Here is a 25,215-nt window from a genome sequence, read left to right as displayed (position 1 = left end):
TTTCACTCAAACCTGTCATCCACCCCCTGTCTAACAATACGAAAAACTGAGGCGACAACTATCCTGACACAGGGGGAAATTTACAATCGAACGGCGAAGCCGTGAGAGGTTCTGGTCACCATTTTCCATCTCGCTGCCAACGAGTGAACGGATTTATTTTGTCTGTTGAAATTAAAAAAGGATGAATCTGAAAGTTTAGAAAAACGAGATGGGAAATGGTGCCCAGAGGCGGAATCGAACCACCGACACGGGGATTTTCAATCCCCTGCTCTACCGACTGAGCTATCTGGGCCTGCACCATCGAGAACATGAATCGTTCTCTGAGTTGCCAGCGTGTAACATGTCTGTCACTTGCTGCGGGTGCGTATTAAACGGATTTCGGCCCCCCAAGTCAACTGTTTTTTGTAAAAAAACTCAGTTTGTTGACCGAGTGCTGATAAAAGCAGCGAAACGTTCACTTTTACAGCACACCTTACTTTTCAGGGGGTGTGTAACCGTCGATTGTGGGCTCTTTACCCTCAAATAAATAGGCTTTCATTTGCTGTTCTAAAAACGTGCGGGCGTTAGCGTCCATCATGTTAAGTTTGTGTTCGTTGATCAGCATGGTTTGCTTCTTTTGCCACTCGCTGAAGGCTTCTTTACTGATGTTGTCAAAAATCTTTTTGCCCAGTTCACCCGGGTATAACTGAAAATCCAACCCCGGCGCGTCTTTTTGCAGGCGTTGACAAAATACTGTGCGGCTCATAACAGTTTCCTTATTTAAGTTGTCACCAAGCTTAATTGATCAAACAGTTTTTTGGTAGCGGCGGCCAATCCTATCTTCGGCGGGTTGGCTAAATCAAACCAGATTTGCTTGCTCTCTTCTACCTGAAAGGTTGCACTGTCAATAAACCTGGGGGACTGCACATCATACAAGGTAGCACTGATGTCCAGATGGAAGTGGCTGAAAGTATGTCGGAATGATGCCAGGTCCGTCCGGCTAACTATGTTTAAGCCTTGTTGTTGCGCCAGTTGTTCCGGGGTTTGCTCGTTGGCCTCTAAAAAACACCATAAGCCCCCCCAGATACCTGCCGGGGGACGCTGCTCCATTAAAATGCGATTGTGCTGTCGGAATAAAACGAACTGTGCGGTTTTTACCGGAATGGCCTTTTTAGGCTTTTTACCCGGATAAGCGGCATAGTTTTGTTGCTCATGTGCAACACATTGCTGGGCAATGGGACATTCTGTGCAATTTGGTTTACTGCGAGTGCACAGGGTCGCTCCCATATCCATCATGGCCTGATTGTAACTGGCCACCTGTTCCTGTGGTGTGTTTTGCTCTGCGTATTGCCATAACTGATTTTCAGTGGCTTTCTCACCCGGCCAGCCCGCGATGCCATAATAACGGGCCAATACCCGTTTCACGTTGCCATCTAATATCGCCAGAGGTTGATTTAAAGACAGCGATAAAATAGCCCCGGCCGTTGAGCGCCCAATTCCAGGTAAAGCAACCACATCATCAAAGTTAACTGGAAACTCACCGTTGTATTCTGCAACAACTTTTTTGGCAGCATTGTGTAAATTTCTGGCACGGGCGTAATAACCCAAACCGGTCCAGAGGTGCAGCACCTCGTCTTGTGGAGCCGCAGCTAAATCGGCGATGTCGGGAAATCGGGTCATAAATCGTTCGTAATAGGGGATCACCGTACTAACCTGAGTTTGCTGCAACATGATCTCTGAGATCCACACCCGATAAGGCGTTTTATCCTGCTGCCAGGGAAGGTGTTTTCTGCCGTGTAGTGCGAACCAATCTAATATACGCTGCGTAATATCCGGTAAACTGGGGTTTTGAGCCATTTATCCTATGCTTGTATTTCATGCGGGAGACGGGATAATACGCCACCCGCAATTGCAAGATCAAAACAAAAGAGTACAACATTGAGTAAGTATAAATCTCAGGAAGAAGCTGAAGCCGCCGGTATTTTTGTACGTAAGGTGCAGAGCTTTGTAAAACGTGAAGGCCGTTTAACCAAGGGGCAGGCGTTAGCCATAGAAAACTACTGGGATAAATTCGGCCTGGATTTTCAGCCGGAAAATTACCAACTCGAACAGCTGTTTGGCAATACTGCCCCTGTTGTACTGGAAATTGGTTTTGGCATGGGTAAGAGCCTGGTTGAAATGGCCGCCGCTGAACCCGATAAAAACTTTATCGGTATCGAGGTACACACACCGGGTGTTGGTGCCTGTCTGGCCGATATCGCTGAGCGACAACTGCAGAATGTACGCCTGTTTGAATACGACGCTGTAGAGGTATTAAAACAGTCAATTCCCGATGCGTCTTTAGCGCGGGTTCAATTGTACTTCCCTGATCCCTGGCATAAAAAGCGTCACCATAAGCGCCGTATTGTGCAACCTGAATTTGCTCAACTTATTCGTCAAAAGCTGGCCGTTGATGGTGTTTTTCACATGGCAACAGATTGGGAAAACTATGCCGAACATATGCTGCAGGTAATGTCTTCTCAGGAAGGTTATGAAAACACATCAGACACTCAGGATTACGTGCCCAGGCCTGACTTCCGCCCGCTGACTAAATTCGAACAACGAGGCCATCGCTTAGGCCATGGTGTTTGGGATCTTATTTTCAGGAAGGTAAACTGATGTTATCTGCACCCAGTCAATGTCTGCTGCGTCAAAAAGACATGTTGCTAGAAGGTCGCTGGTTATTGGTTAATCCCAGCGACGCCTTTGTGTTTGATGAGTTACCTGAAACTGTATCGGGGTTTCATCAGTACTTTGATCAATATCAGGCTGCCGCCAGAAGACAGCCCCACCGACACAGCTTTGGCATTACTCTGCCAGAGGAAACTGAAAAATTCGATGGCATAGTGCTGTACCTGCCCAAAGCTAAAAAACACACGGTGTGGTTATTAGCCCATTTAGCCACCTTGCTGAATCCCAATGGTTTGTTATGTCTGGTGGGTGAAAACAAAGGCGGCATTAAAAGTAGTGGTAAATTATTAGAGGCCGTTGGCGAGCGCGCCAATAAAATTGAAAATGCCCGCCACTGCTCGGTATTAGCGACAGTAGTTGCGCAAAGCCAACCGTTTAATTTAGATGCTTATATCAGCAAGCAGACCATGAGCGTTTCAAATCACAACGGTAATACTGATATTCAGGTGTATTCGCTGCCCGGTGTTTTTAGTCACGGAGAACTGGATGCGGGCACACAATTACTGCTGGAAAACATCGAAAAGGTGCCCGATGGCAATGTCCTGGATTTTGCCTGTGGTTGCGGTGTTGTGGGTGCTTATCTCGCTGCACAAAATACCCAATCTTCAGTGACACTCAGTGATATTAACGCGCTGGCATTACACTGTAGTGAAATGACCATGAGTCATTTAAATAATGAGCGTCAGATCACAGCCAGCAATGGTCTTGATCTAGTAGAAGGCCAGTTTCGGGCCATTTACACCAACCCGCCTTTTCACACCGGACTGGAAACAGACTATGGCATCACCGACAAATTTATACAGGACGCCTCACGCAAGTTACAATCCGGCGGAGAGCTTTGGTTAGTCGCCAATCGCTTTCTACCTTATGCCGAACAGTTAAAGCGCAGTTTTAACAATTGCAAGATTGTAGCGCAAACCACTAAATTCACGCTATACCGGTGTATCAAATAGCTTGCTGAGCCTTCGGGCTTAGCACAATTGTAAATTTTTTGTTGCAAAACAAAATGTAACCGCTTACATTTGTAATCTGAATGCTTCTTGTTGTGTTTTGTAGTGTCTCAGGCTCAATCGTTGACAGCTATTTAGTTGTCCGTTGAGCCTGTTTTTTCCTTAATTCAAAAAAACACGAAAAAAATTGCAGTGGTCGGTCCAAATTTGGAGCGAAACAGCGTAGGATTTATCTATATTTTCTTCCGCGTGACGGAGGAACAAACTGAGATGTTGAAAATCGACAGTGTAATCCGAGAGAGGACTCTCCAGGTGCAGATGGACACTTCTGCTTCACAACCTCAAAACGACTGATTTTTATACAGTTATTTGTCATTTTTGTGAATTTTCTTTTCCTCACTAACTCGGTACATATCTTGGTGCTATGATTTTGTTAATGAAATCCTAAGGAAGAAGCCATAATGTCTCGAAATATTGCGATGATCCTGGCTGGCGGTGCCGGTACCAGACTTTTCCCACTAACCCAAACCAGAACTAAGCCAGCAGTACCCTTTGCAGGCGGACTGCGTCTGATTGATTTTGTACTCAATAACTTTGTTAACTCAGACATTCTCAAGTTATACGTGCTTACCCAGTTTAAATCGCAATCACTGAATATTCACCTGAGACAGGCCTGGCATATCACCGGCCTTACCGGCAACTTTATCGACGCCATTCCGGCCCAAATGCGCATGGGCAAACGCTGGTACGAAGGCACTGCCGACGCCATTTATCAAAACCTGCGTCTGATTGAAATCCACGAACCAGACAATGTATTTATTTTCGGTAGTGATCACATTTACAAGATTGATATTCGTCAGGTCCAGCGTTACCACGAAAAAATGAATGCCTCTTTAACCGTTTGTGCGATACCGGTACTGGCCTCAGAAGCCGCCGGGCGCTTCGGTGTTATCGAGGTGGATGAAGATTTCCGCATGGTGGGCTTTGAAGAGAAACCCGCTAACCCGAAAACCATGCCGGGCCGACCGGATCTCGCTCTGGTATCCATGGGTAACTATGTCTTCAAGAAAGATAAATTGTTCGACTATCTTACCGCTGATGCCGAGGATAAAATGTCCTCTCATGATTTTGGTCACGATATTCTGCCCAAAATGGTCGCCGATGGCGAGCCAGTTTACGTTTATGATTTCAATCGCAATGTGATCCCCGGCGAATCAGAAACTGCCAATCACAGCTACTGGCGCGATGTCGGTACTGTCTATTCCTTCTGGGAAGCGCACATGGATCTGCTGGTTGCCGAGCCAGAATTCGACTTGTACAACAACAAATGGCCCCTGCGCAGCTACCACCCGCCTGTACCGCCCGCCAACATCATGGCCGATGACGAGGGCAATCACTGTACTGTGCTCAACTCTATGATTTCATCCGGTAGTGAAGTAACCGGCGCCCATATTGAACGCAGTGTGTTGGGTTTTAATGCCAAAATCCACAAAGGCACCAAACTGGTAGAAAGCATCATGTTGGGTAAATGTGATGTGGGTGAAAATTGCGTACTTAACCGGGTTATTGCTGATAAAAGCGTTAAAATCGCCCCGAACACGCAAATCGGTGTGGATCTCGAACTAGACCGTTCTCGTGGCTTAACCGTTTCTGATGAAGGCATCGTGGTTATACCTAAGAATATGGAGATTGGTTACTAGTGGAAATCCTTTTTGTCGTTTCGGAAGTAGAAGGGTTAGTTAAAACAGGCGGCTTGGCAGATGTTGGTCGTGCCTTGCCCGTCGCCCTTAAAAACATGGGGCACGATGTTCGCATCGTGCTGCCCTACTATCGAGCTATTGCTGAAAAGTTTGAATCACACGCTGTTTCAGAAACACAAACCCTGTATGCCAACGACCGGCAATATGCCTATCAGGTGCGCCAGATGGACCTTGAAGGCTTGTGCGTGTACCTGATTGATTACCCGCCATTCTTTGACCGAAAAGGAATCTACACAGACAGTTATCACGCTTTCCCCGATAACCCGGAGCGTTATGCGTTTTTCTCAATGGCGGCGCTACATGCCAGCACCTGTGTTAATTTTAAACCGCAAATTGTGCATTGCCACGACTGGCACACCGCCCTGGTACCCTATTTTATGCGCCGAGATCCCACCGGGTTTTATGCCCACAGTCGCTCAGTGCTGACGGTACACAACGGAGCTTATCAGTGCCAGCATTCCTATGATGACATCCCCTTTTTGCAGCCTTATGAAGATATCGCAGCGCAAAAAGACAGTATGGGGGCCATTAACTTTTTAAAGATCGGTGTAATGAATGCCAACAAGATCAATGCGGTGAGTCCGCACTATGGCTACGAGTTAAAAACACCATTGGGCTCTCATCACATGTACCACGAGTTTATGACTCGCCAGCACGATCTGACCGGGATTTTAAATGGTTGTGATTACAGCCAATGGGACCCGGCTACCGATCCGGAGTTACCGGTAAACTTCAATGCTGATGATATGTCAGGTAAAAAGTTGTGCAAAAAGGCGCTGCAAAACGCCGTAGGATTACCTGAGCGCCCCGATGTTCCGTTGTTTGGCATGGTGTGCCGCTTAACCGAGCAAAAAGGTTTTGGCTATTTGGTGCCGATACTGGGTAACCTGATGCAACACAATGTACAGGTACTCATCATTGGTACGGGTGATCCCTCTATCTGTGAAGAGTTACATCATTTCGCACACCAGGAGCCTGAAAAGTTTGTGTTTCGCGAGGAATTCAGCAATCACATGGCGCATCTGTTAGAAGCGGGCAGTGATTACTTCCTGATGCCTTCGCTATTCGAGCCTTGCGGTCTGAATCAAATGTACAGTCTGGCCTATGGTACCTTGCCGGTAGTTCGTGCAGTGGGAGGGTTACGGGATACCGTAATCGATCTGGAAGAAAATCCGATGGCTGCGACTGGCTTTGTGTTTCATAGTGCCGACAGTTCTGATTTATTAAACTGCCTGCGCCGGGCGATTTTATTCTATTATGAATATCCGGAGCAATTTAGCGCCATGCAACATCGTGCGATGCAAACTAAGTTCACCTGGCATGACTCAGCTATGACCTATTTGGGTCTTTACGAAGACGCGCTCAGGCAATAATATCTGTGGCAACCTGTAGACAATAACAAGGACCGCCAGTGATCAGTCTGCGCCATTGCATTTCGATTTTCACATTGCCGATAGCGTTTTTGCTGTCGGCTCTGAGTTTTTCCGGTTACGCCCTGCCTGAAACCTGTATTCAGGACCCGCAAAGAAGCACTGAATGCCCAAGGTTAATCTACAAGTCAGCCAGTCTGCCCGATCCACAAACCGGCAGGGAGAACAGACAGCTCGTTTGTATTTGCCTGACCGACTTTGAAGACTTATTAACCGAAGAAAACAATGACGTGTCCCGGAAAATGAAAGAAATGCGCATTAATTCATGGACAGCACAATTGGGTATCAGTGAAGAAAAGTTGAAAGAACTCATTAAGTACTAAAGCACGACAACATCCCAAGAGACGTGGTTGTAAACCCCTTTAATAAAACCGGAACCAACAACAATTCACTCTGTTGAATTTGATAAATGGCATTTTGCCGATACAAAGCAGCGAGATTAATGGCTTGCATTTCGGTGATATCTACCCAGAAACTGGGTTCCACCCAGTCGAAGTCAGCATCCCCTACAAGCAGCGACTGATACACCAGGGAATGAGATGCGAAATAGCGTTGCAGCTTTTCACTTTTGATGCGATTTTGTTGCGCACTGCACACTTTGCTTTCAGGGTTACAGGCTGAAATGATAAATCCGTCGGGTAAATCGGGTTTACTGCCGTCGGAATTGCAGATTTTTATACTTTGATACGCCTTCCAAAGCCTTAAAACTTGCGCATATGCGTTTTTTTTCATAAGTTTTTAGGGTTGTAGTTTCAATTGTGGCCACTTTATATCAATATGGTGACTGTCTGAACGTCAGTTCGCCAAATACAAGAAAGCGCTGAATGGGCTCTGAATCTAAATTTTTATCAATAAAACGTTTGTTTGTCTGGGTAGTAATGGGCGTAGCCACCCTCGCGCTTTTTTTAGCCAGCAGCATCTCCTTTTACACCCAGGTAACCACCTATAAAACCGAACTTATCGAGCAGGTTGAAATCTTCGGAGAGCTTATCGCACGTAATGCCCAAAGCGGCATTGCCTTCGACGACAACATCACCGAAGAAGAAAACTTACTGGTTCTGTCTGCTGCCGACTTTATCACCAATGTCCATATCTACAAAGTGACGCCGGATGGTGAATTGTCGTTTTTTGCCAGTTACAACAAAAAGGGCCAGGCTCCTATCCAGGCCATGTACGACAGAGTCAATGAACTCAAGGTGCCGTTAATCGATGAAAGCCTGGTGGAGTACATTAAACCGGTAAACATTGACGAATCCATCATAGGCTATGTGTATGTGCGGGCATCAGCCAAATCTTTGCAAGACCTGACCGTTAACAGCATTATGATCAACCTGATGGTGTTGCTGGTCACGCTGACCGTTTGCTTTGTTATCACTCTTCGCCTGCAGCGCAGTATTACTGATCCGATAGACGGGTTGGTTAACCTGGTGACAGACATCGCACAAAAGAAAGATTACTCCAAGCGGGCTGAGCTGGCCAACGTCAAAGAGCTTAATTTGCTGTCTACCTCTTTTAACCAGATGCTGGACAGAGTTCAGGACCACATGCAGGCCCAAAAAGAAGCCGAAGCCGAGCATTTACGCCTGGCACAAAGTCTCGAAGAAAAGGTTAATCAGCGTACTCAGGCGCTGAAAGAAGCGAATCAGGAACTTATCCAGACACTGGAAAAACTCCACCAGTTCCAACGCCAGATGGTGCAAAACGAAAAAATGGCCTCACTTGGCGATATGGTGGCCGGTGTTGCTCATGAGGTTAACACCCCAATTGGATTAGGCGTAACGGCATCCACTATGATGCTGGACCGATTAGGCGAACTCAAAAAAGCCTTCGATGCAAAAACACTGAAAGCCAGTATGCTGTCTAAGTTCATGAATGAAGGGGAAGAAAACCTCAATATTATTTACCGCAACCTGAATCGGGCTGCCGAGCTGATTTCCAGCTTCAAACAGGTGGCAGTAGATCAATCCAGCGAACAGGACAGAGCCTTCAGTTTTAAACAGTTGATGGATGAAATTCTGTTGTCTATGCGCCCCAGATTGAAGAACCTGTCGCACCAGATACAGATAGATTGTGATCCTGAGCTGTGTATCGAAACCAAAGCCGGCCCCATTAATCAAATCATGATTAACCTTATCATGAACTCCATTATTCACGGCTTTGAGGACAAAGCGCAGGGCCTGATCATCATTCACGCTGAGTTAATCGACAGCAACAAGCTGAATATTACCTACACCGACGATGGCAAAGGTATTCCCGAGCATATGCGCAAACGCATCTTCGACCCATTTGTAACCACCAAACGCGGCCAGGGCGGCAGTGGCCTGGGAATGCATCTGGTGTTCAATCTGGTTACTCAGGCATTGAATGGCTCAATATCACTGTCGAGTGAACCTGGCAACGGTGTAGAGTTCAATATTGTATTTCCGGTTAAACGTGTTGAACCTGAAAAATTATTACAGAGTTCTTAAATGGCAACAGGGACTAACATGCGTAATATCACTTTTTTGGCATTGCTTTTGGTGCAATGGCAAAGTGTGCAAGCGCAGTCCTTTAAACCAGAAGAACTCAGGGCGTCATTCCTGTATCATATCGCCCATTACACCAGTTATCCCGATGAGAGCTTTACCCAGGATACCTTTAATTTCTGCTTTTTAGAGGACGAAAAGCAATCCCATACACGGGTTTTTGACAAATTGCCCAAAAAACGCTTAAAAGAGAAAGAAATTAAATTACTTAGCCTGAAAGAACCGGGCGAACTGAATAAAGATAGTTGCCAGGTGGTATTTATCGGGAAACAGGCGGAAAGTCGGGAACTTTTTGCCAAACTGGAAGAACTAAATAAAACCATAGTTTCTGTCGGAGAAACGCGAGATTTCATTGAAAATGGTGGAATGATCACCATAGTACCATTGCAATCTAAGATGAGGATATTTTTCAGTCAGGAACAATATGAAAATACTTCGCTTAAATTCAGCTCGCTATTGTTGAAACGGGCTAATTTCCGATAAACTTTCAGGCAGTAAAAAAATTACAACAAGCTCAGGTGACATCATGCAAACACCAAACATATTAATAGTAGAAGATGAAGTAGTAACCAGGACCACTTTAAAAAGCCTTTTTGAAGCAGAAGGCTATGGCGTTTTCGAAGCAGAAAATGGCGAAGAGATGCATGATCACTTTGAGAATCAGTCTATTGATTTAGTGATCATGGATATTAATCTGCCGGGTAAAAACGGTTTGATCCTGGCAAGAGAAGTAAGAGACAAAAAAAATGTCGGCCTGATATTCCTTACCGGCAGAGATAACGATGTGGATCGTATTCTTGGTTTAGAAATTGGCGCAGATGACTATCTGACCAAGCCCTTTAATCCGCGTGAACTTACCATCAGAGCCAGAAACCTGTTGGCCCGTACCAGCAATGCCAATGAAGACGAAGATTTGCCCAGCAAGGTTAACTTCAATGGTTGGGTTCTGGATGGCGACAGTCGCAGCCTGATTTCTCCGTCCGGAAACGAATTCCGCTTGCCCCGCAGTGAATTCAGAGCCTTACACCTGTTTTTAAACAATCCAGGGAAAATTCTGACCCGCGAGCAACTGATCCTGGAAATGACAGGCCGGGAACTGCGTACTAACGACAGAACAGTGGACGTGACGATCCGTCGCATCAGAAAACACTTTGAAAGTGAGCCGGATGCCGAAGATTTGATTGTCACCATTCACGGTGAAGGCTACCGCTTTTGCGGTGCCGTTGATGGTTAACAGATAACCAGTGAATGATATAAAAACGGCCGCTGATGCGGCCGTTGTTGTTTTTCGCGGCGGGTTATTCCCCGGCCACCGCCATTGACTCCAGCAACAAACTACCGGTAAAGATACTGCCACGTAGTTCAGTGTCTGTACCCACTGCAACAATATTGCGCAAGATATCTTTCAGGTTTCCTGCGATGGTTAGCTCGTGGACGGGATACTGAATCACCCCATTTTCTACCCAATAACCGGCTGCGCCACGGGAATAATCGCCGGTGACTATGTTCACCCCCTGGCCCATTAATTCTGTAACCAGCAAGCCCGTGCCCATATCCTTAAGCAACTGCGCCTGGCTATGTCCGGTATCTTTTACCAACCAGTTGTGAATTCCACCGGCATGGCCATTGGTTTTAGTACCCATTTTGCGTGCCGAATAACTGGTGAACAAATAATGATTTAAAATACCATGGGTTACGATATCCATATCGTGCGTCGCCACACCTTCGTTATCAAAGAAACTACTGGCCAGGGCGCGTTTGATATGAGGTCGCTCCTGAATTTCAAACCATTCCGGGAATACCTGCTGGCCTTTGCTGTCTAACAGAAAGCTGGACTTGCGATACAGGCTGCCGCCACTAATGGCGCTGACAAAGTGGCCAATAAAACTGGGAGCCAGTTCTTTATCAATAATAACCGGCACATTGCAGGTTTGCACTTTGCGCGCCCCCAACCTGTTGAGTGTATTCTGAGCCGCCTGTTGGCCTACTTCTTTAGCACTTTGCAGCTTGTCCGCTTCGCGGGAAACGGTGTAGGCATAGTCGCGCTGCATATCATCGCCGTCTCCGGCAATCATCACACAACTCAGACTGTAGCGGGAACTGGGGTAACCCACATTAATGCCATGGCTATTGCCATACACCTTCATTCCGATATTTGCATTGTAACTGGCACCGTCTGAATTGTTGATTCGGGGGTCGCTGTCCAATGCTGCCGTTTCAGCTTCCAGAGCTAACTTTAGTCCTGCGTCGGTATCCAGATCGACTGGGTGATACAACTCAAGGTCCAAACAGTCCTGCACCATCAGCTCTTTTTCCGCAAGGCCTGCACAGGGATCTTCTCCTGTGTAACGAGCAATCTGAATGGCTTTTTCCACGGTTAAGGCCAGTGCCTGCTTGCTCAGATCAGCAGTTGATGCACTGCCTTTACAGCCTTCCACATAAACAGAAATACCCAGTCCGCCGTCATTGGTAAATTCAACCGTTTCAACTTCCTTTAAGCGAGTTGCCACGGCAATGCCCTGTACTTTACTGATACTGGCTTCTGCGCTGTCTGCACCTTTGGCTTTGGCCATGGTGAGTATATCTGCTACGACTTCCTGAATATCAGCGAGTTGTTGCTCTACGTGCATTAATGTCTGGATCCTTTTTATTCCATCTCAACCAAATAGTCACTGATTCGCGATAAGTTTAACTACTAGTTGGTATTAGACGGGGCAATGGTTACAATCTTGCTTAAGTGTAACATCAAAGTAATCAGTATGGGTGAAGATCTATTTTCAGATTCCGATTCGGAATTTGATGACTATAAAAGTAAAACTCAGGTCAAAAAGGAAATGCTGGCCTTAGTTAAGTTGGGTGAACAGGTGGTTGAATTAGGGGCGACAGCGCTGAAGCGCATCCCTCTTGATGAAGAAGTGGCAGAGGCCATTGATATTGCCCGGAATATGAATCGCAAAAAACCTTCGTTCAAACGCCAGTTACAATTTATTGGTAAACTATTGCGCAATCGTGACGATGAAGACATAGATGCCATTGAACAGGCATTGGCGAATTTGCAAGGTCAGCAGTACCAGTTAAAAGTACATTTTCATAAATTGGAAACACTACGCGATACACTGGTTGAACAGGGTGATGACGCTCTGCAAGGTTTATTGCAAGATTATCCGGATTTAGACAGACAACGTTTAAGGCAATGGATTCGCCAGGCGAAAAAAGAAAAAGAGCAGAATAAGCCTCCTAAAGCTTATCGTGAGATTTTCCAATACTTAAAACAAGAAATACAAGAGTAAAGCTAATGCGCGCTAACATATTTGTAGTTTTTCTGATTTTCCTTCTCAGTGCTTGTGGTGGTGGCTCATCCGGGGCAAACGGGCCAGACCCTTTTAACCCGGGTACCGATCCGGTGCTGTCGCTGAGTATTGCCATTTTGGACAGCAACTGCGAAGCTGTTAGCGACAATAGTTTTACCACCGATGAAGATATTTGCGTGCAGGCCACCCTAACCCAAAATGGCAGCGCGGTGAGTGGTGAGATTATTGATTTTGCATTAGGTTCAGCCATCGCCGAATTAAATAGTGAAACCGCATTAACTAACAGCGCTGGTGTTGCACAGGTGTTTATCAGTAGCACATCTTCAACGTCAGGCGCTACCAGCGTGACAGCGACTTACGATACCGAAACCGCTACGGCCAACTTCCAGTATGACGCAGCGGTGTCCAGCGAACCACAACTGACCATGACGTCCTACCGCGAAGACTGCGAAACTCCCGCACAGAGCTTTGGTACCAACGAAACCATCTGTGTTCAGGTCATGCTGACCCAGGGCGACGCACCGTTGCCGCAGGAAATTGTCAACTTCACACTTTCCAGTGGCCTGGGCTCTCTGGACAGAGCCACTGCACTCACCAGCCCGGAAGGTATTGCAGAAGTTCTAATTACTAACAATAACGAAACCATTGGTGCCGCCTCGGTGACGGCCACTTTTGGTAGTTTATCTGACGCCAGAAATTACGAATATGTGTCGGTTAGTCAAACCGTAACAACTTCCCCTTCTATCTCTGTGGCGCTGTATCAAAACGGAGAACAGGTCAATGGCTTCCAGGCAGGTCAGGAAGTGATTGCCCGAGCCACTGTAAGAGATTCTGACGGCAACCCGGTTCCAGAAGTGATTGTAAGCTTTGCGGTTCAGGGCATCGGCCCCGTACTTACGCCCTCTTCAGCACTGAGCAGTAATTCTGGTGTCGCGGAAGTGGAGTTATCCGCCACCGAGAATGATTTAGGAGCCTATGCGTTACAGGCTGAAACAACAGTGAATGCCATTCAAATCAGTGGCGCGCGGAATTTTGAAGTTCGCTCAGCCGGTGCAGTGATCGAAGGAGAGACCCGTTTTGGTCACTTTGACAGCGAAGGCAGTTTTGTTGAGGGCATTATCGGCTCCTCCATCGCTGATGATAATGGCGACGTCATCATCAGCGCCGGGGCCACCACCGGATTTGATGTGGCACTGGTAGATGAAAACGGCAATCGCATCACCACCCCCACACCAGTCACCTTTACCTCTACCTGTGTCAGTAACAATCAAGCCACCATTGATGAATCCGTCACCACCATAAACGGTATTGCATCAGCAACATTTGAAGATTTAAGCTGTGCCGGCGCCACCGGAAATACCGACCAGATTGTGGCATCGGTAGTGATAAATAACGAAACCACCACCATTACCCGCGAACTCAACATAGAGCCTGAGGGAATCGGTTCGATTTCCTTTATCTCAGCGACGCCGGATGCCATTGTATTAACCGGTACGGGCGGTCAAAACACCAGCTCAGTGTCAACACTCGTTTTCCAGGTAAATGGTGAACTGGGCAATCCTATCGCTCAACAGCAGGTCGCCTTCTCATTAAATACCACCGCAGGTGGCTTAAAACTGGACCCGGCGGTAGGATTAACCAACAGTGCTGGTCAGGTGAGCACCAGAGTAACAGCCGGCACCGTACCCACACCAGTGCGGGTAACGGCAGCGGTACCTACCCAGGACAATGGAACCATTCGCACCCAGTCAGACCTGTTAACCGTAAATACCGGCCTGCCGGATCAAAACAGCTTCACCCTCAGTGCAGAAACCTTAAATCCGGAAGCTTTTAGCATTAGCGGACAAACCGTCAACATCAGAGTGCGACTGGCTGATATTTTTAATAACCCGGTGCCCAACGGTACTACGGTAAACTTTACCACCGAATACGGCAGCATAGATGGTAGCTGTGAAACTGGCGAAGACGCCAATGGCAATATTGATCCGGATCTGGCGCCTACCGGTACCTGTTCAGTCAACTGGACCAGTCAAAACCCAAGAGATCCAGACGATCACAGAAATACCATTTTAGCCACAGCCATAGGCCATGAAACCTTGTTTGACAGCAATGGTAACAACGCCTACGACGATGTGGATGGCGGTGCCATTATTGACAATACGGATGATGGGTTTGGTGTAAGTCGCTATGGTAGCAATGGCTTTGTAGATTACTCTGAAGCCTGGGTGGATTATAATGAAGACGGTACGCGTCAGTCATCAGAGCCTTTTCTGGACTTTAATGGTGATGAAACCTTTAACAGTGCGGATGGGCTGTTTAATGGCCCGCAGTGTAATTCCGCCACACTGTGCAGTGACAGTGCCCGTTCGATACATATTCGCAGAGCATTAACCTTGATATTGTCATCCTCTCAAGCTTATTGGCGTGTCTATGCAGGCGCACTGAATAACGTTGACAATATCATTGCCAGTAATGACCCCAATGTCAGTATCTCCAATTTAAACGTCTCAGGCAGTACTTACACGTTGCCTGATGGAGCCTCTGCAACTTTCACTCTGGTCTACTATGACACAAATGAGCAGGTATTAGCGTCGGGGACGGAACTGGGTACAATCAACGCCGATGGTGACATATCGGTTATTATTGACAGGGTCAATAACACCAACCAATCCGAATCACCTCTGGTGCCGGGCAGTATCGAAGTTTTAACCACTATCACTAACAATGTCGGTGCAGAGGATAGCGGTACCTCGACCTTTTCCTATGCAATAGACAGCCCCTCTGGCACCAGAACCAACGTCGAGTTTTCTGTCAGACGCTAAGGCTCATAGTTAATACAGACATAACAGCAAAAAGCCCCAACATTGGGGCTTTTTTGTATCAGGAACCATTCAGATAGCGCTTGTCAGGCAGTGCCGCCTACTGTCAGCGCATCCACTTTCAGTGTCGGTTGCCCCACCCCGACGGGTACACTTTGTCCGTCTTTACCACATACACCAACACCGCGATCCAGTTCCAGGTCGTTACCGATCATGGAGATCTTTTGCATCACATCAGGACCATTACCAATAAGCGTGGCCCCTTTCACCGGTGAGGTGATTTTACCCTTTTCAATCAGGTATGCTTCTGAGGTGGAAAATACAAACTTGCCGGAAGTAATATCCACCTGGCCACCACCAAAATTCGGCGCCCAGATGCCTTTATCCACCGTAGATATGATCTCTTCCGGGGTACTGTTACCAGCCAGCATATAGGTATTGGTCATGCGCGGCATGGGCAGGTGTGCGTAAGACTCGCGACGTCCATTCCCGGTAGGCGCTACGCCCATCAGCTCGGCATTGACTTTATCCTGCATGTATTTTTTCAATACACCATCTTCGATAAGTACATTGTATTGTCCGGGTGTCCCTTCATCATCATAGCTTAAGGAGCCGCGGCGATCGGGCATTGTACCATCATCCACGACCGTTACTCCCTTCGCGGCTACCTGTTCGCCAATGCGCCCTGAAAAGGTGGAAGCTCCCTTGCGATTAAAGTCTCCTTCCAGGCCATGACCGACAGCTTCGTGCAATAACACACCGGGCCAGCCAGCACCCAGTACCACCGGCATAACGCCGGCCGGTGCCGCAATGGCTTTCATGTTGATTCTGGCCATATGCAACGCTTCGTCTGCAACCGATTGATAACGCGGCTGTCCTTTGTATAATTCTCTGAAATACTGATAACCCAGGCGTCCACCCGCACCTGAACTACCGCGCTCACGACGTCCGTCTTGCTCTAAAATCACAGAGCAGTTTAAGCGAATAAGCGGGCGTAAATCGGTGACCCAGGTACCATCTGAAGCGGCCACTAATATTTCTTCGTAGACTCCGGAAATACTTACCACTACCTGAGAAACGTCTGGCTCCTGCTGACGAATATAGCTGTCTGTTACCCGCAACAGGTCAATCTTTTCTGACTCGGTCATCTGTGCCAGTGGGTTATCAGCCATGTACAGGGCTTTCTGGGCTACTGGATTAAAAGACTTAACAGCGTGTGTGCCTCCAACAGCAGCGATGCTTCTTGCCGCTTTTGCGGCATCCAGTAAGGCTTCACGGGTAATTTCGTCGGAATAGGCAAAACCGGTTTTTTCTCCCGAAACAGCGCGCACACCGACACCGCGCTCGATGTTATAGCTACCGTCTTTAATAATGCCATCTTCCAGTACCCAGCTTTCGTGCTGACTGGCCTGAAAATAAACATCTGAGAAGTTATTGTGGTGCTGCAGTATCAGACTGATGGTTTCCTGCACATCGGCACGGGTCAATCCCGACCCTTCAATTAGATGCTGTTCAACTAAATTAGACAAGCTTGCTCCTGAATCTGTTTTGCTGCTTTACCGGCATTGTAGCGCGGATCTGTTCCAGGTACGAAGAATTAACCTGGCTATATACGATACCCGGCGATTCCAGGCTTTCCATTAATAACTCGCCCCAGGGGGAATAAATACAGGTATGGCCCCAGGTTTCCCGGCCATTGACATGGGTACCCGACTGATTTGCCGCAACCACGTAACACTGATTTTCAATACTGCGGGCCTGTAATAAAGGATGCCAGTGAGCACTGCCGGTTTTATAGGTAAAGGCGGCAGGCAATGCCAATACATCCAGTTGCTCCATCGCCATAAACAAGCCAGGAAAGCGGATATCATAACAAACCGCAACACCCAGGCGTCCGAACGGCGTATTTGGGATCACGCACACATGTTCGCCGGCTTTGGTATAGCGGGACTCCTGGTAGCTTCGGGTATTGTCTGCCACTTCGACGTCAAACAGATGTATTTTCTGATAGTCCGCTACCCGTTCGCCATTATCATCATAAACCAGACTGGTAGCAGTAAACCTGGCTTCGTCTGGTACCTTTATGGGAATTGTGCCGGCCACCAGCCAGATATTAAATTCCCGGGCAAGGCGTTGCAGTTCCGATTGAATGGGTCCTTCCCCCAAAGTCTCGGCCTGTTGCAGCATGGACTTGTCTGTCGCGCCGAACCAGGCGAAACACTCCGGCAAGACTACCAGTGTCGGTTCATCAAACTGCATACCGGCCAAAGCCTGGCGGATCTGTTTAAAATTCTCTGCCACGTCGGGCATTGATGTCATCTGAATTGCTACGATGTTTGCCATTATTTTCCGCTTTCTGTATCGCTATCAGTATTGTTAACCTCATCTGGCAAAGTATCATCCCGGCCTTGTGATTGCGGCACGTTAGGTTGAGTTTCAGCCGGATTATTTCGCGTTGGCGCATTGTTGTTTTTAGCAGGCAATTCCACCACTTTACTGGTTTGCTCCAGAAGCGTAATTTGCGGCTCTTTAATTGAACCCGTTAAAGAATACTGGATACCTGATACCACATTGGCTGAGGTAAATACTTCATCAAAGGCCAGCGCCGCCACCGCAGTGGCTGGGTTTACCATCCAGGCCACCAGAACCGGTAAGCTGGAGGTAATATTGGGTTTCACATCCACCACATAGTTAAGGCTGTTATCCACCAGATTGGCGTACCCTTTAATATCAACACCGGCGGCCGCACCGTCAATATGGGTGTCCTGAGTACGTACCTTGCCCTGTTCAATCGCAAAAGTACCTGACATATTGTCGTAGAAAAAGCCTTTGGCGAATACATCGCGAAAGTCCAGGGTCAGCTTTCTCAGCAGCGATTCCAGACTGAAGATACTCAGTAAGCGCGCACCTTTGTCGGATATTTCTGTGATATAGCCATCCCCGAGGCGAAAATCCAGATTGCCGTTCAGGTCAGCCGCAGAAAACGCATAAGGCGCATTGCCCCAGCTAAAATCAAAATCTATTGCCGCATCCGAATCGCGAATCCCGGAATCAAAATCCAGACGTTTTAAAAAGCTACCAAAGTCTTCGCTGTTAAAAGAGCCGATAAGTCGGGTGCTGTCGTTCTGCTTCGCAAAATACCAGTCTCCGGTCGCCATTAACGACCCGTCCCGGCTGGAAATGTTGAGCTTATCAATTTTCATCCCGGACTGGCTTCGACTCATTTCAGCTTCAACTCTGCCAAGTTCGATACCTTTAAAATTGCAGGATTTACAAAGGAGTTTTAACGGTGGTACCTGACCATCACTGAAGCTTACCGTTTGCGCTTCACTGTCTTGCCATTCGGTCAGATTGATATAGTCCGCCTCAATCTCGACGCCATCGCGCAACCAGTTTTTGTGTAAGGTAATGTCTGCACGAGCCTGTTCAGAACTGACTTCCAGCTCCCACAAATTTTCACGATTTTTTGCCAGCACTTCTGCCCCGGTGAGCACCTGCCCGGCCAGCAGAAGTTCCTGAGCCTCTACAAACACCCTTTGCGGTGCAGAAATAAAAGGGGTTTCGTTGTCGGGTAGGCCATCCACTAAATCGCCAATAAACGCGTGCCAGCCTGAATAATCCAACCTTGGTAGATCTGCAGAAACACTGAAACCCAGTCCCATCCCCACAAAATTATCACCACCGACAGACAGGTGGGCGCGCGAAAATTGCAGGGTATCGTGGGGTAAGATACCGTTAAATTTTACGTTGCGCCCCAACAGAATGCGCACCGTTGACACCTGTTCATCACCTTCACTATCAAAAAACAACGGCAAACTGGTATTGGCATCTTTAGCCAAAGGCTGTGGCGCGTTGAGATCAACCCCCGCCAGTTGCGAGTGCAGTTGTAAATTGTATTGGTAGCCTTGCTCCGGTAAAACCAGGTTTAACTTGCCATCCCATAGCGTTTTCCCGTGAACGTATTTCGCCAGTTGCGGGTGAGCCTGCAACACGGCCTGTGGTACATCCCAGTCGCCTGAAAAGTTAACGTCAGTTGTATAGCCTTGTTCCTGTTGGCGGGCTTTTACGTCCAGTGCGATTGATTGTCCGAGAAAACTCGCGGTAATACCGCTGGCATCCAGGTTTTCATTAGCGATACTCAAAGCACCATTGAGATCCTTTAAGGTCAAATTCAGATCCGGGATATGTAGCTGATTATCTTGAAAATTCACCTGAGCCTGAGCCATAACCTCACCCTCATTAAATGGAATGTGCAGGTTTAACTTGGCCTGCATATCGCCTTTTACCTGCAGAAAATTCAGGGCCTGCCCGACAGAGTCTTTTAAGCTGCTGGCATTAAACAAATCTGTAATTTGCGCTCCGCTACCCTGGCCATCTGCATCAATGGCCACATAAGAACTGCCGCTTAACTGTGGAATAACCGCTTGTACCTGTTGCACATCGAGCCCGGAAATGCGGCCTTCTTTGCCCGATATTGTCAGGCTGTCATTTTCAAACAGCAAACTGACATAAGCCTCTTCAAGAGCCGGCCAGTCTGGTTGGAATTTCAATTGCAGTTGTGCAATATCGACACTGGCCTGAAAAATACCCTGTCCTTGTTCGAAAGGAAAATCAGCAGGATTGCCACGCCACAGAATGTTGGCGTTGCGGGTTTGGCCTTTTTCCAATGCGCGAATTAGCCAACGCCGGGTGTCCTGACCCATTAAGTCCGGAAAATAGCCTTTCACGACAGACAAATCTGTGTCCTGTACATTGGCCGATAAGGTCAAATTGCCGGATTGCAGGTCATACTCAGCCTGCTGTTGAATATGTAAATCCTGACTTTGCAGTTCAAAATCAGGGATCATAATTCGGCTTTCTCCGGCTTTGGTATTCACATAAGCCGACAAAGTTAGTTTTTGATAAGGCACCACAAAACCCAGCAACTGCTCTCCGGCGAGATAACTGTCTTCGGATTGCAGATTTAATACGCCGTTATCATTGAGCCAAAATAGTTCTCCGAAAACATCATTGATACCCGGTATATGGGGTTGCTCCTGAATACTCAGATCGTCAAAGGCCAGGTAACTGCCTAAATAATCTTCCGACAGATAGAAGTCAGCACGGTTAACCTGAACATTAGGGTCAAATGCTGCCAATTGATGTTGAAAAGACTCTCCCAACAATACGCTGCTCAGAGGCAACAAGGGTGACAGGTTAAAGCTTTCTGCGGCACTTAGGGTTACTACTCCATTGGTGAACAAAGAGCCGTGCCAGTCGCTGGTAAAGAGTCGCTCGTTCACAACCAAAGAGAAATCATCGAGATTAAAATCCCAACCATTGCTGTTCGGCATGGCATAAAACTGCCCTTTCAGGACCTCTGCAGAGACAGCGTTTTCCTTGTCTTCACCCTGCCAGACAAATTCACTTTGAGACAAATCAGCCTGGACAAACGAGATCTGAGTATTTTGCATGCCTGCCCAGAGTTTAAAGTTGCCGCGACTATGCTGAATATTGTATTCGGTGGGCAGTAACGCTTTAATCCAGGGGGATAAATCCAAATCTTCAGCTTCGGCATAAAACGTACCATCGAAACTGTCTTTGGAGCCGTGCAAATCCAGCACAAACCGGGCGGAGTTGCGCGCCAGTTCAGCCACCCGCATCTGACCAACTCCCTGGTGTCGTTGTTCTTTATTGAGCCAGCTTAACTGCTGGATCTGAATTTTTTGCTCATCCAGACGGGTTTTCAGCAGTACTTCACTGTTGCTCACTGAAAATCGGGCTAATTGTTCCAGAAACAGTGTTTGTAGCGCATCGAGAATGGGATACTGCTCACCGCTACTCTCAATCTTTGGCAAATCTACCTGTAACTGCAATCCGATCAGGTTAAAGCGCTGCGACTGAATTTGACGCTGCTGCACTGAACTCCAGAAATCCAGTTCAATTTGGGTTTCGTCAATAGAAAAGGAAATAGGAGAATCCTGTTCCTGCTTTAACACCACATCTTTAAGTACAATCGCCGGCCCTTTACCTTTCCACATGGCACTGATGTAACCAATCTGAATGTCACTGTTGTACTGTTCTTGCAGAAAAGACTCCAGATGGTGCTTGTGGGAGTCCATGTAAGGCAGGGAATAACGCACCAGCGAGATCAATACCGCCAGCGTTACCAGCAAGACAGCCGCAGACATCCAGATTTTTCTGGTTATCCAGGCGGCATAAAAACGCCAATCTTTAATCACTTTCACCTCGCTATGGCATGCCTGAGCTGAAAGCCTGTTTGTTTTGTTTTGGGTCACATCATAACCACGTCATATTTGTCCTGGTTATACAACATCTCCGTTTGTACTTTAATTTGCTTACTGATAAATACTTCCAGTTCCGCCAACACATGGGATTCCTGATCCATCAGCGCTTCAGCCACTGTTGGAGAGGCATACACCACAAATTTGTCGGCATCATAAGCCCGGTTCACGCGCACAATTTCGCGCATAATTTCAAAACAAATTGTTTCGACTGTTTTAATAGAGCCACGTCCTTTGCACACCGGGCATTCACCACACAAAATATGCTCAAGACTTTCTCTGGTGCGCTTGCGGGTCATTTCCACCAGTCCCAGCGCAGTAAAGCCATGGATCTTGCTTTTCGCCCGGTCTTTACTGACCGCCACTTCCAGACTGTGCAAAACCCGTTTTTGATGGCTGCTGTCCACCATATCAATAAAATCAATGATGATGATACCCCCCAGGTTGCGCAGACGCAGTTGGCGGGCAATCGCCTGAGTGGCTTCGATGTTGGTGTTAAAGATCGTTTCTTCCAGATTGCGATGTCCAACAAAGGCACCGGTATTGATGTCGATGGTGGTCATGGCTTCAGTTTGATCAATAATCAGATATCCCCCTGATTTCAAATCAACCCGACGCTCCAGTGCCCGTTGCGCTTCGTTCTCAACATCATAAAGATCGAATATCGGTCGCTCGCCAGGATAATGCTCCAGAAGGCGATGAAATTCAGGCGCATACTCTTTAGTAAAATGCTGTAGCTCCTGAAAGGCCAGCTTGGCATCAATTCGGATGCGATCCAATTCCGTACCGACAAAATCCCTCAACACCCGCCGTGCCAGGGGAAGGTCTTCGTATAAGACATTGGATTTTCGCTTCTTTTGCCTTACCTGTATTTTAGACCACAATCTTTGTAAAAATTCCGCATCGGCCACAAGTTCTTTTTCAGCCACCCCTTCTGCGGCCGTGCGCAGGATAAAACCGCCTTTGCCGCCCACGCTTTCCATCATGGTTTTAAGCCGCTCGCGCTCCTGCTCATCTTCTATGCGTTGCGAAACGCCCAAATGAGTTACCCCCGGCATAAACACCAGATATCGGGAGGGAATGGTAATATCTGTGGTCAGTCGCGCCCCTTTGGTGCCGATAGGATCTTTGACTACCTGCACTACGATATCCTGGCCATCGCGCACTAATTCGCGAATATCCTGGGTTTGATTATGGGTTTTCTTAATCTCGGATTCGTTAACCTCTTCCAAAATTTCATTGTGTACCACAATATCCGATGCATGCAAAAACGCGGCTTTTTCTAAACCAATATCCACAAACGCGGCCTGCATACCAGGTAGCACACGGCTAACCTTGCCGCGATAGATGTTGCCTACCAGTCCTTTTTTGGTATGCCGCTCTACATGGATTTCCTGCAGCAGACCATTTTCTATCAGCGCTACGCGTGATTCAGACGGTGTTACGTTGATTAATAACTCACCACTCATGGTTCAATCCTTCATTCTGTTCAGCATCGCTACGGTTTCGCAAAGCGGTAATCCCACTATCGCACTGTAACTTCCCGCAATGTGGGTCACGAATTGCCCGGCATAGCCCTGAATCGCATAACCTCCGGCTTTATCCGCCGGTTCGCCGGTGGACCAGTAATGCGCTATTTCCTGCTCAGAGAGTATTTTAAACGTCACCTCTGAACTAACCTGGCCGCTTTCTACCTGACATTGCTGTGTTTGTGAGCACCACTTTGCCACGGCAATTGCCGTAATAACTTTATGGGTTTGACCGGACATACGCCGCATCATTCCCCGAAAATCTGTAACATTTTTTGGCTTTACCAAAATATCATCATTCAACAAGCCAATAGTATCCGCACCCAGCACTAATAATCCGTCGCGTCGACTGCCTGCAACTGCCTCGGCTTTTTCACGAGCTAATCGCTCCACGAGTAATGTTGCGGATTCACCAGCGTGTGGTGTCTCATCTATGTCGGCACTTTGACGTTCAAATTCGATAGCAACTTGCTGCAATAATTGCGCCCGACGGGGCGAAGCGGAGGCTAATACAATCATCTGAAGGTAATAAACTAAGTGATGCGAAACTGGCGGCGTAATTTGCGCAACAGTGAAAATACCCAGGGCCAGATAAGCATTGAGGTTAAAACCGGCCACATATAGGCAAAAATAAAATCTATTTCATTGAGCAAGCGCAGCAACCAAAAAATAAGCAGGTGATACAGAGCCGCAATCAACCCAATAATCAGAGCTTGTTGCCAAACAGAATAATTGCGCAAGCGCTGGTAGTTCATCGCCAACACATAAGTTACTGCCGTCAACGCCAGACTATGCACCCCTAAGGTGGTGCCCAGTAAAATATCCAGTATCAGGCCGTTTAAAAACGCCACACCAATACTGACTCTGTGGGGTAGTGCCAGGGTCCAGTAAGCAATCACCAACATGAGCCAGTCAGGTCGGTAAGGGTCTACCATTGGCGGCATAGGCATCACCTGCAACAACAGCGCTGCCAGAATACTCAACCCTATGATGTAATGTTTAATTGCGAACATCAGTCCTGTACTTCCTCGCTGTTTGTCGCATCGGGCTGCGCTTCAGGCCATAGCAATAACAAATACTTCAGACGGTCCAGTTTCGCAATCGGTGAGGCTTTGACATATGCGAAAGGCCGGGACTCATCGCGTATCACTTCGGTAATTCTGGCCACCGGATAGCCTTCCGGAAAAACATTGCCCAGACCGGAAGAAATCAATAAATCACCACCGGAAATATCCGTGCTGTGGGCCACGTGTTCAAGGGTTAATTCGGTGAGATTCCCGGTGCCGGAAACGATCAATTGCACATTATTTTTGAGCACTCTGGTGGGCACCGCATGGGTAATATCCGAAATCAGCAATATCCGACTGTTGGTGGTAGCGACATGTAACACCTGGCCGACAATTCCGTGTTCATCCAGCACAGCCTGACCTTCGTAAACGCCGTTGATGGAGCCTTTATTAATGACCAACTGATGGCTATAGGGATTGTTATCAATCGCCATTACTTCGGCGATCATTTTGCGCACTCCCTGCTCAGAAACGGAACCCAATAATGCACGCAGGTGATCGTTTTCCTGACGTAAAAAATCATTTTGTTGGATCTTTTCGCTCAACAATACATTGTCGCGTTTCAGCCGTTCGTTTTCTTCTAACAATTGCTGCTGGGTGGTGAGATTAGTCGACGTCCAGTTCAACATGGCACCGGGCAGGTTCGCAGCGTATTGAATAGGGGAAACCATACTGTTGAGAAACAGCCGTGCGCTACCAAAGCTATCGAGTCGATGATCCAACACCATCAGCGTACCCGATAAGATAATCGCTATAACCAGTCTGATGTTAAGAGATGGACCTCTTAAGAAGATAGTTTCCATTAAGGGTCTCGGAGCCTTAAAAAGGAGA

21 protein-coding genes and 1 tRNA gene are annotated in these 25,215 nt (G+C 47.4%); 10 read left to right on the top strand and 12 right to left on the bottom strand.

The window, feature by feature from the left end:
* Positions 1-216 precede the first annotated feature (216 nt).
* From AC0J20_RS13745 to mutY, 3 genes are all read right to left on the bottom strand, one after another.
* A tRNA-Phe gene (locus AC0J20_RS13745) sits at positions 217-292 on the bottom strand.
* Positions 293-472: 180 nt separating this feature from the next.
* Positions 473-745 (bottom strand): oxidative damage protection protein, encoded by a 273-nt coding sequence (locus tag AC0J20_RS13740; RefSeq protein ID WP_229531302.1) that lies wholly within the window; start codon positions 743-745, stop codon positions 473-475.
* Positions 746-759: 14 nt separating this feature from the next.
* Positions 760-1,836: an A/G-specific adenine glycosylase gene (gene mutY, locus AC0J20_RS13735; protein ID WP_473022086.1), complete on the bottom strand. Its 1,077-nt coding sequence runs from the start codon at positions 1,834-1,836 to the stop codon at positions 760-762.
* A gap of 81 nt (positions 1,837-1,917) precedes the next feature.
* Here mutY and trmB point away from each other — a divergent pair, with 81 nt between their 5' ends.
* The 5 genes from trmB (at position 1,918) to AC0J20_RS13710 (ending at position 7,172) form a co-directional block, all read left to right on the top strand.
* The gene (gene trmB, locus AC0J20_RS13730; RefSeq protein WP_473022085.1) at positions 1,918-2,637 is read left to right on the top strand and encodes a tRNA (guanosine(46)-N7)-methyltransferase TrmB; all 720 of its coding nucleotides are present in this window, start codon (positions 1,918-1,920) and stop codon (positions 2,635-2,637) included.
* The gene (locus AC0J20_RS13725; protein WP_473022084.1) at positions 2,637-3,662 is read left to right on the top strand and encodes a methyltransferase; all 1,026 of its coding nucleotides are present in this window, start codon (positions 2,637-2,639) and stop codon (positions 3,660-3,662) included. Before trmB ends, AC0J20_RS13725 begins: the two co-directional genes overlap by 1 nt.
* A 458-nt stretch (positions 3,663-4,120) precedes the next feature.
* Positions 4,121-5,359, top strand: a complete 1,239-nt coding sequence (gene glgC / locus AC0J20_RS13720) for a glucose-1-phosphate adenylyltransferase (protein ID WP_229531298.1) — start codon at positions 4,121-4,123, stop codon at positions 5,357-5,359.
* Positions 5,359-6,792 (top strand): glycogen synthase GlgA, encoded by a 1,434-nt coding sequence (gene glgA, locus AC0J20_RS13715; RefSeq protein WP_473022083.1) that lies wholly within the window; start codon positions 5,359-5,361, stop codon positions 6,790-6,792. The genes glgC and glgA overlap by 1 nt, the downstream gene beginning before the upstream one ends.
* A gap of 38 nt (positions 6,793-6,830) precedes the next feature.
* Positions 6,831-7,172, top strand: a complete 342-nt coding sequence (locus AC0J20_RS13710; RefSeq protein WP_473022082.1) for a hypothetical protein — start codon at positions 6,831-6,833, stop codon at positions 7,170-7,172.
* On the opposite strand, the gene AC0J20_RS13705 is transcribed toward AC0J20_RS13710, so the two are convergent.
* Positions 7,162-7,581: a DUF3293 domain-containing protein gene (locus AC0J20_RS13705; RefSeq protein WP_473022081.1), complete on the bottom strand. Its 420-nt coding sequence runs from the start codon at positions 7,579-7,581 to the stop codon at positions 7,162-7,164. The two genes, AC0J20_RS13710 and AC0J20_RS13705, sit on opposite strands and share 11 nt — an antisense overlap.
* A gap of 92 nt (positions 7,582-7,673) precedes the next feature.
* Between AC0J20_RS13705 and AC0J20_RS13700 the strand changes: the two genes are divergently transcribed.
* From AC0J20_RS13700 to arcA, 3 genes are read left to right on the top strand one after another with little or no spacing between them, the layout of a single operon-like run.
* A complete protein-coding gene (locus AC0J20_RS13700) occupies positions 7,674-9,317 on the top strand; it encodes a HAMP domain-containing sensor histidine kinase (protein ID WP_473022080.1) in 1,644 nt (547 codons plus the stop codon).
* A gap of 18 nt (positions 9,318-9,335) precedes the next feature.
* Positions 9,336-9,857: a YfiR family protein gene (locus AC0J20_RS13695; RefSeq protein ID WP_473022079.1), complete on the top strand. Its 522-nt coding sequence runs from the start codon at positions 9,336-9,338 to the stop codon at positions 9,855-9,857.
* A 43-nt stretch (positions 9,858-9,900) separates the two neighbouring features.
* Positions 9,901-10,608, top strand: a complete 708-nt coding sequence (gene arcA / locus AC0J20_RS13690; protein WP_229531292.1) for a two-component system response regulator ArcA — start codon at positions 9,901-9,903, stop codon at positions 10,606-10,608.
* Between the two features lie 64 nt (positions 10,609-10,672).
* Here arcA and pmbA read toward each other — a convergent pair whose 3' ends face one another.
* A complete protein-coding gene (pmbA, locus tag AC0J20_RS13685) occupies positions 10,673-12,004 on the bottom strand; it encodes a metalloprotease PmbA (protein ID WP_473022078.1) in 1,332 nt (443 codons plus the stop codon).
* Positions 12,005-12,133: 129 nt separating this feature from the next.
* Here pmbA and yjgA point away from each other — a divergent pair, with 129 nt between their 5' ends.
* Positions 12,134-12,664, top strand: coding sequence for a ribosome biogenesis factor YjgA (gene yjgA, locus AC0J20_RS13680; RefSeq protein ID WP_473022077.1), 531 nt, complete (start codon positions 12,134-12,136; stop codon positions 12,662-12,664).
* A gap of 5 nt (positions 12,665-12,669) precedes the next feature.
* On the top strand, positions 12,670-15,507 hold the full coding sequence (locus tag AC0J20_RS13675; protein ID WP_473022075.1) for an Ig-like protein, group 1: 2,838 nt from the start codon (positions 12,670-12,672) through the stop codon (positions 15,505-15,507).
* A gap of 83 nt (positions 15,508-15,590) precedes the next feature.
* Here AC0J20_RS13675 and tldD read toward each other — a convergent pair whose 3' ends face one another.
* Genes tldD through mreC form a run of 7 tightly spaced genes read right to left on the bottom strand, consistent with a single transcriptional unit; the run spans position 15,591 to position 25,187 of the window.
* Entirely contained in the window at positions 15,591-17,033 is a 1,443-nt protein-coding gene (gene tldD / locus AC0J20_RS13670) for a metalloprotease TldD (RefSeq protein WP_229531288.1), read from the bottom strand.
* Complete coding sequence (locus AC0J20_RS13665) at positions 17,026-17,847, bottom strand: carbon-nitrogen hydrolase family protein (protein ID WP_473022074.1); 822 nt, start codon at positions 17,845-17,847, stop codon at positions 17,026-17,028. The genes tldD and AC0J20_RS13665 overlap by 8 nt, the downstream gene beginning before the upstream one ends.
* Positions 17,847-21,725, bottom strand: coding sequence for a YhdP family protein (locus AC0J20_RS13660; protein ID WP_473022073.1), 3,879 nt, complete (start codon positions 21,723-21,725; stop codon positions 17,847-17,849). Before AC0J20_RS13660 ends, AC0J20_RS13665 begins: the two co-directional genes overlap by 1 nt.
* Positions 21,726-21,778: 53 nt before the next feature.
* Complete coding sequence (gene rng, locus AC0J20_RS13655) at positions 21,779-23,257, bottom strand: ribonuclease G (RefSeq protein WP_229531285.1); 1,479 nt, start codon at positions 23,255-23,257, stop codon at positions 21,779-21,781.
* Between the two features lie 3 nt (positions 23,258-23,260).
* Positions 23,261-23,836, bottom strand: a complete 576-nt coding sequence (locus tag AC0J20_RS13650; RefSeq protein ID WP_473022072.1) for a Maf family protein — start codon at positions 23,834-23,836, stop codon at positions 23,261-23,263.
* Positions 23,837-23,850: 14 nt separating this feature from the next.
* Positions 23,851-24,330: a rod shape-determining protein MreD gene (gene mreD, locus AC0J20_RS13645; protein ID WP_229531283.1), complete on the bottom strand. Its 480-nt coding sequence runs from the start codon at positions 24,328-24,330 to the stop codon at positions 23,851-23,853.
* Entirely contained in the window at positions 24,330-25,187 is an 858-nt protein-coding gene (gene mreC / locus AC0J20_RS13640; RefSeq protein WP_229531282.1) for a rod shape-determining protein MreC, read from the bottom strand. Before mreC ends, mreD begins: the two co-directional genes overlap by 1 nt.
* Positions 25,188-25,215: the final 28 nt, after the last annotated feature.

The sequence above is a fragment of the Planctobacterium sp. R6 genome, from assembly GCF_055755215.1.
This window is presented reverse-complemented; position numbering and strand designations above follow the sequence as displayed.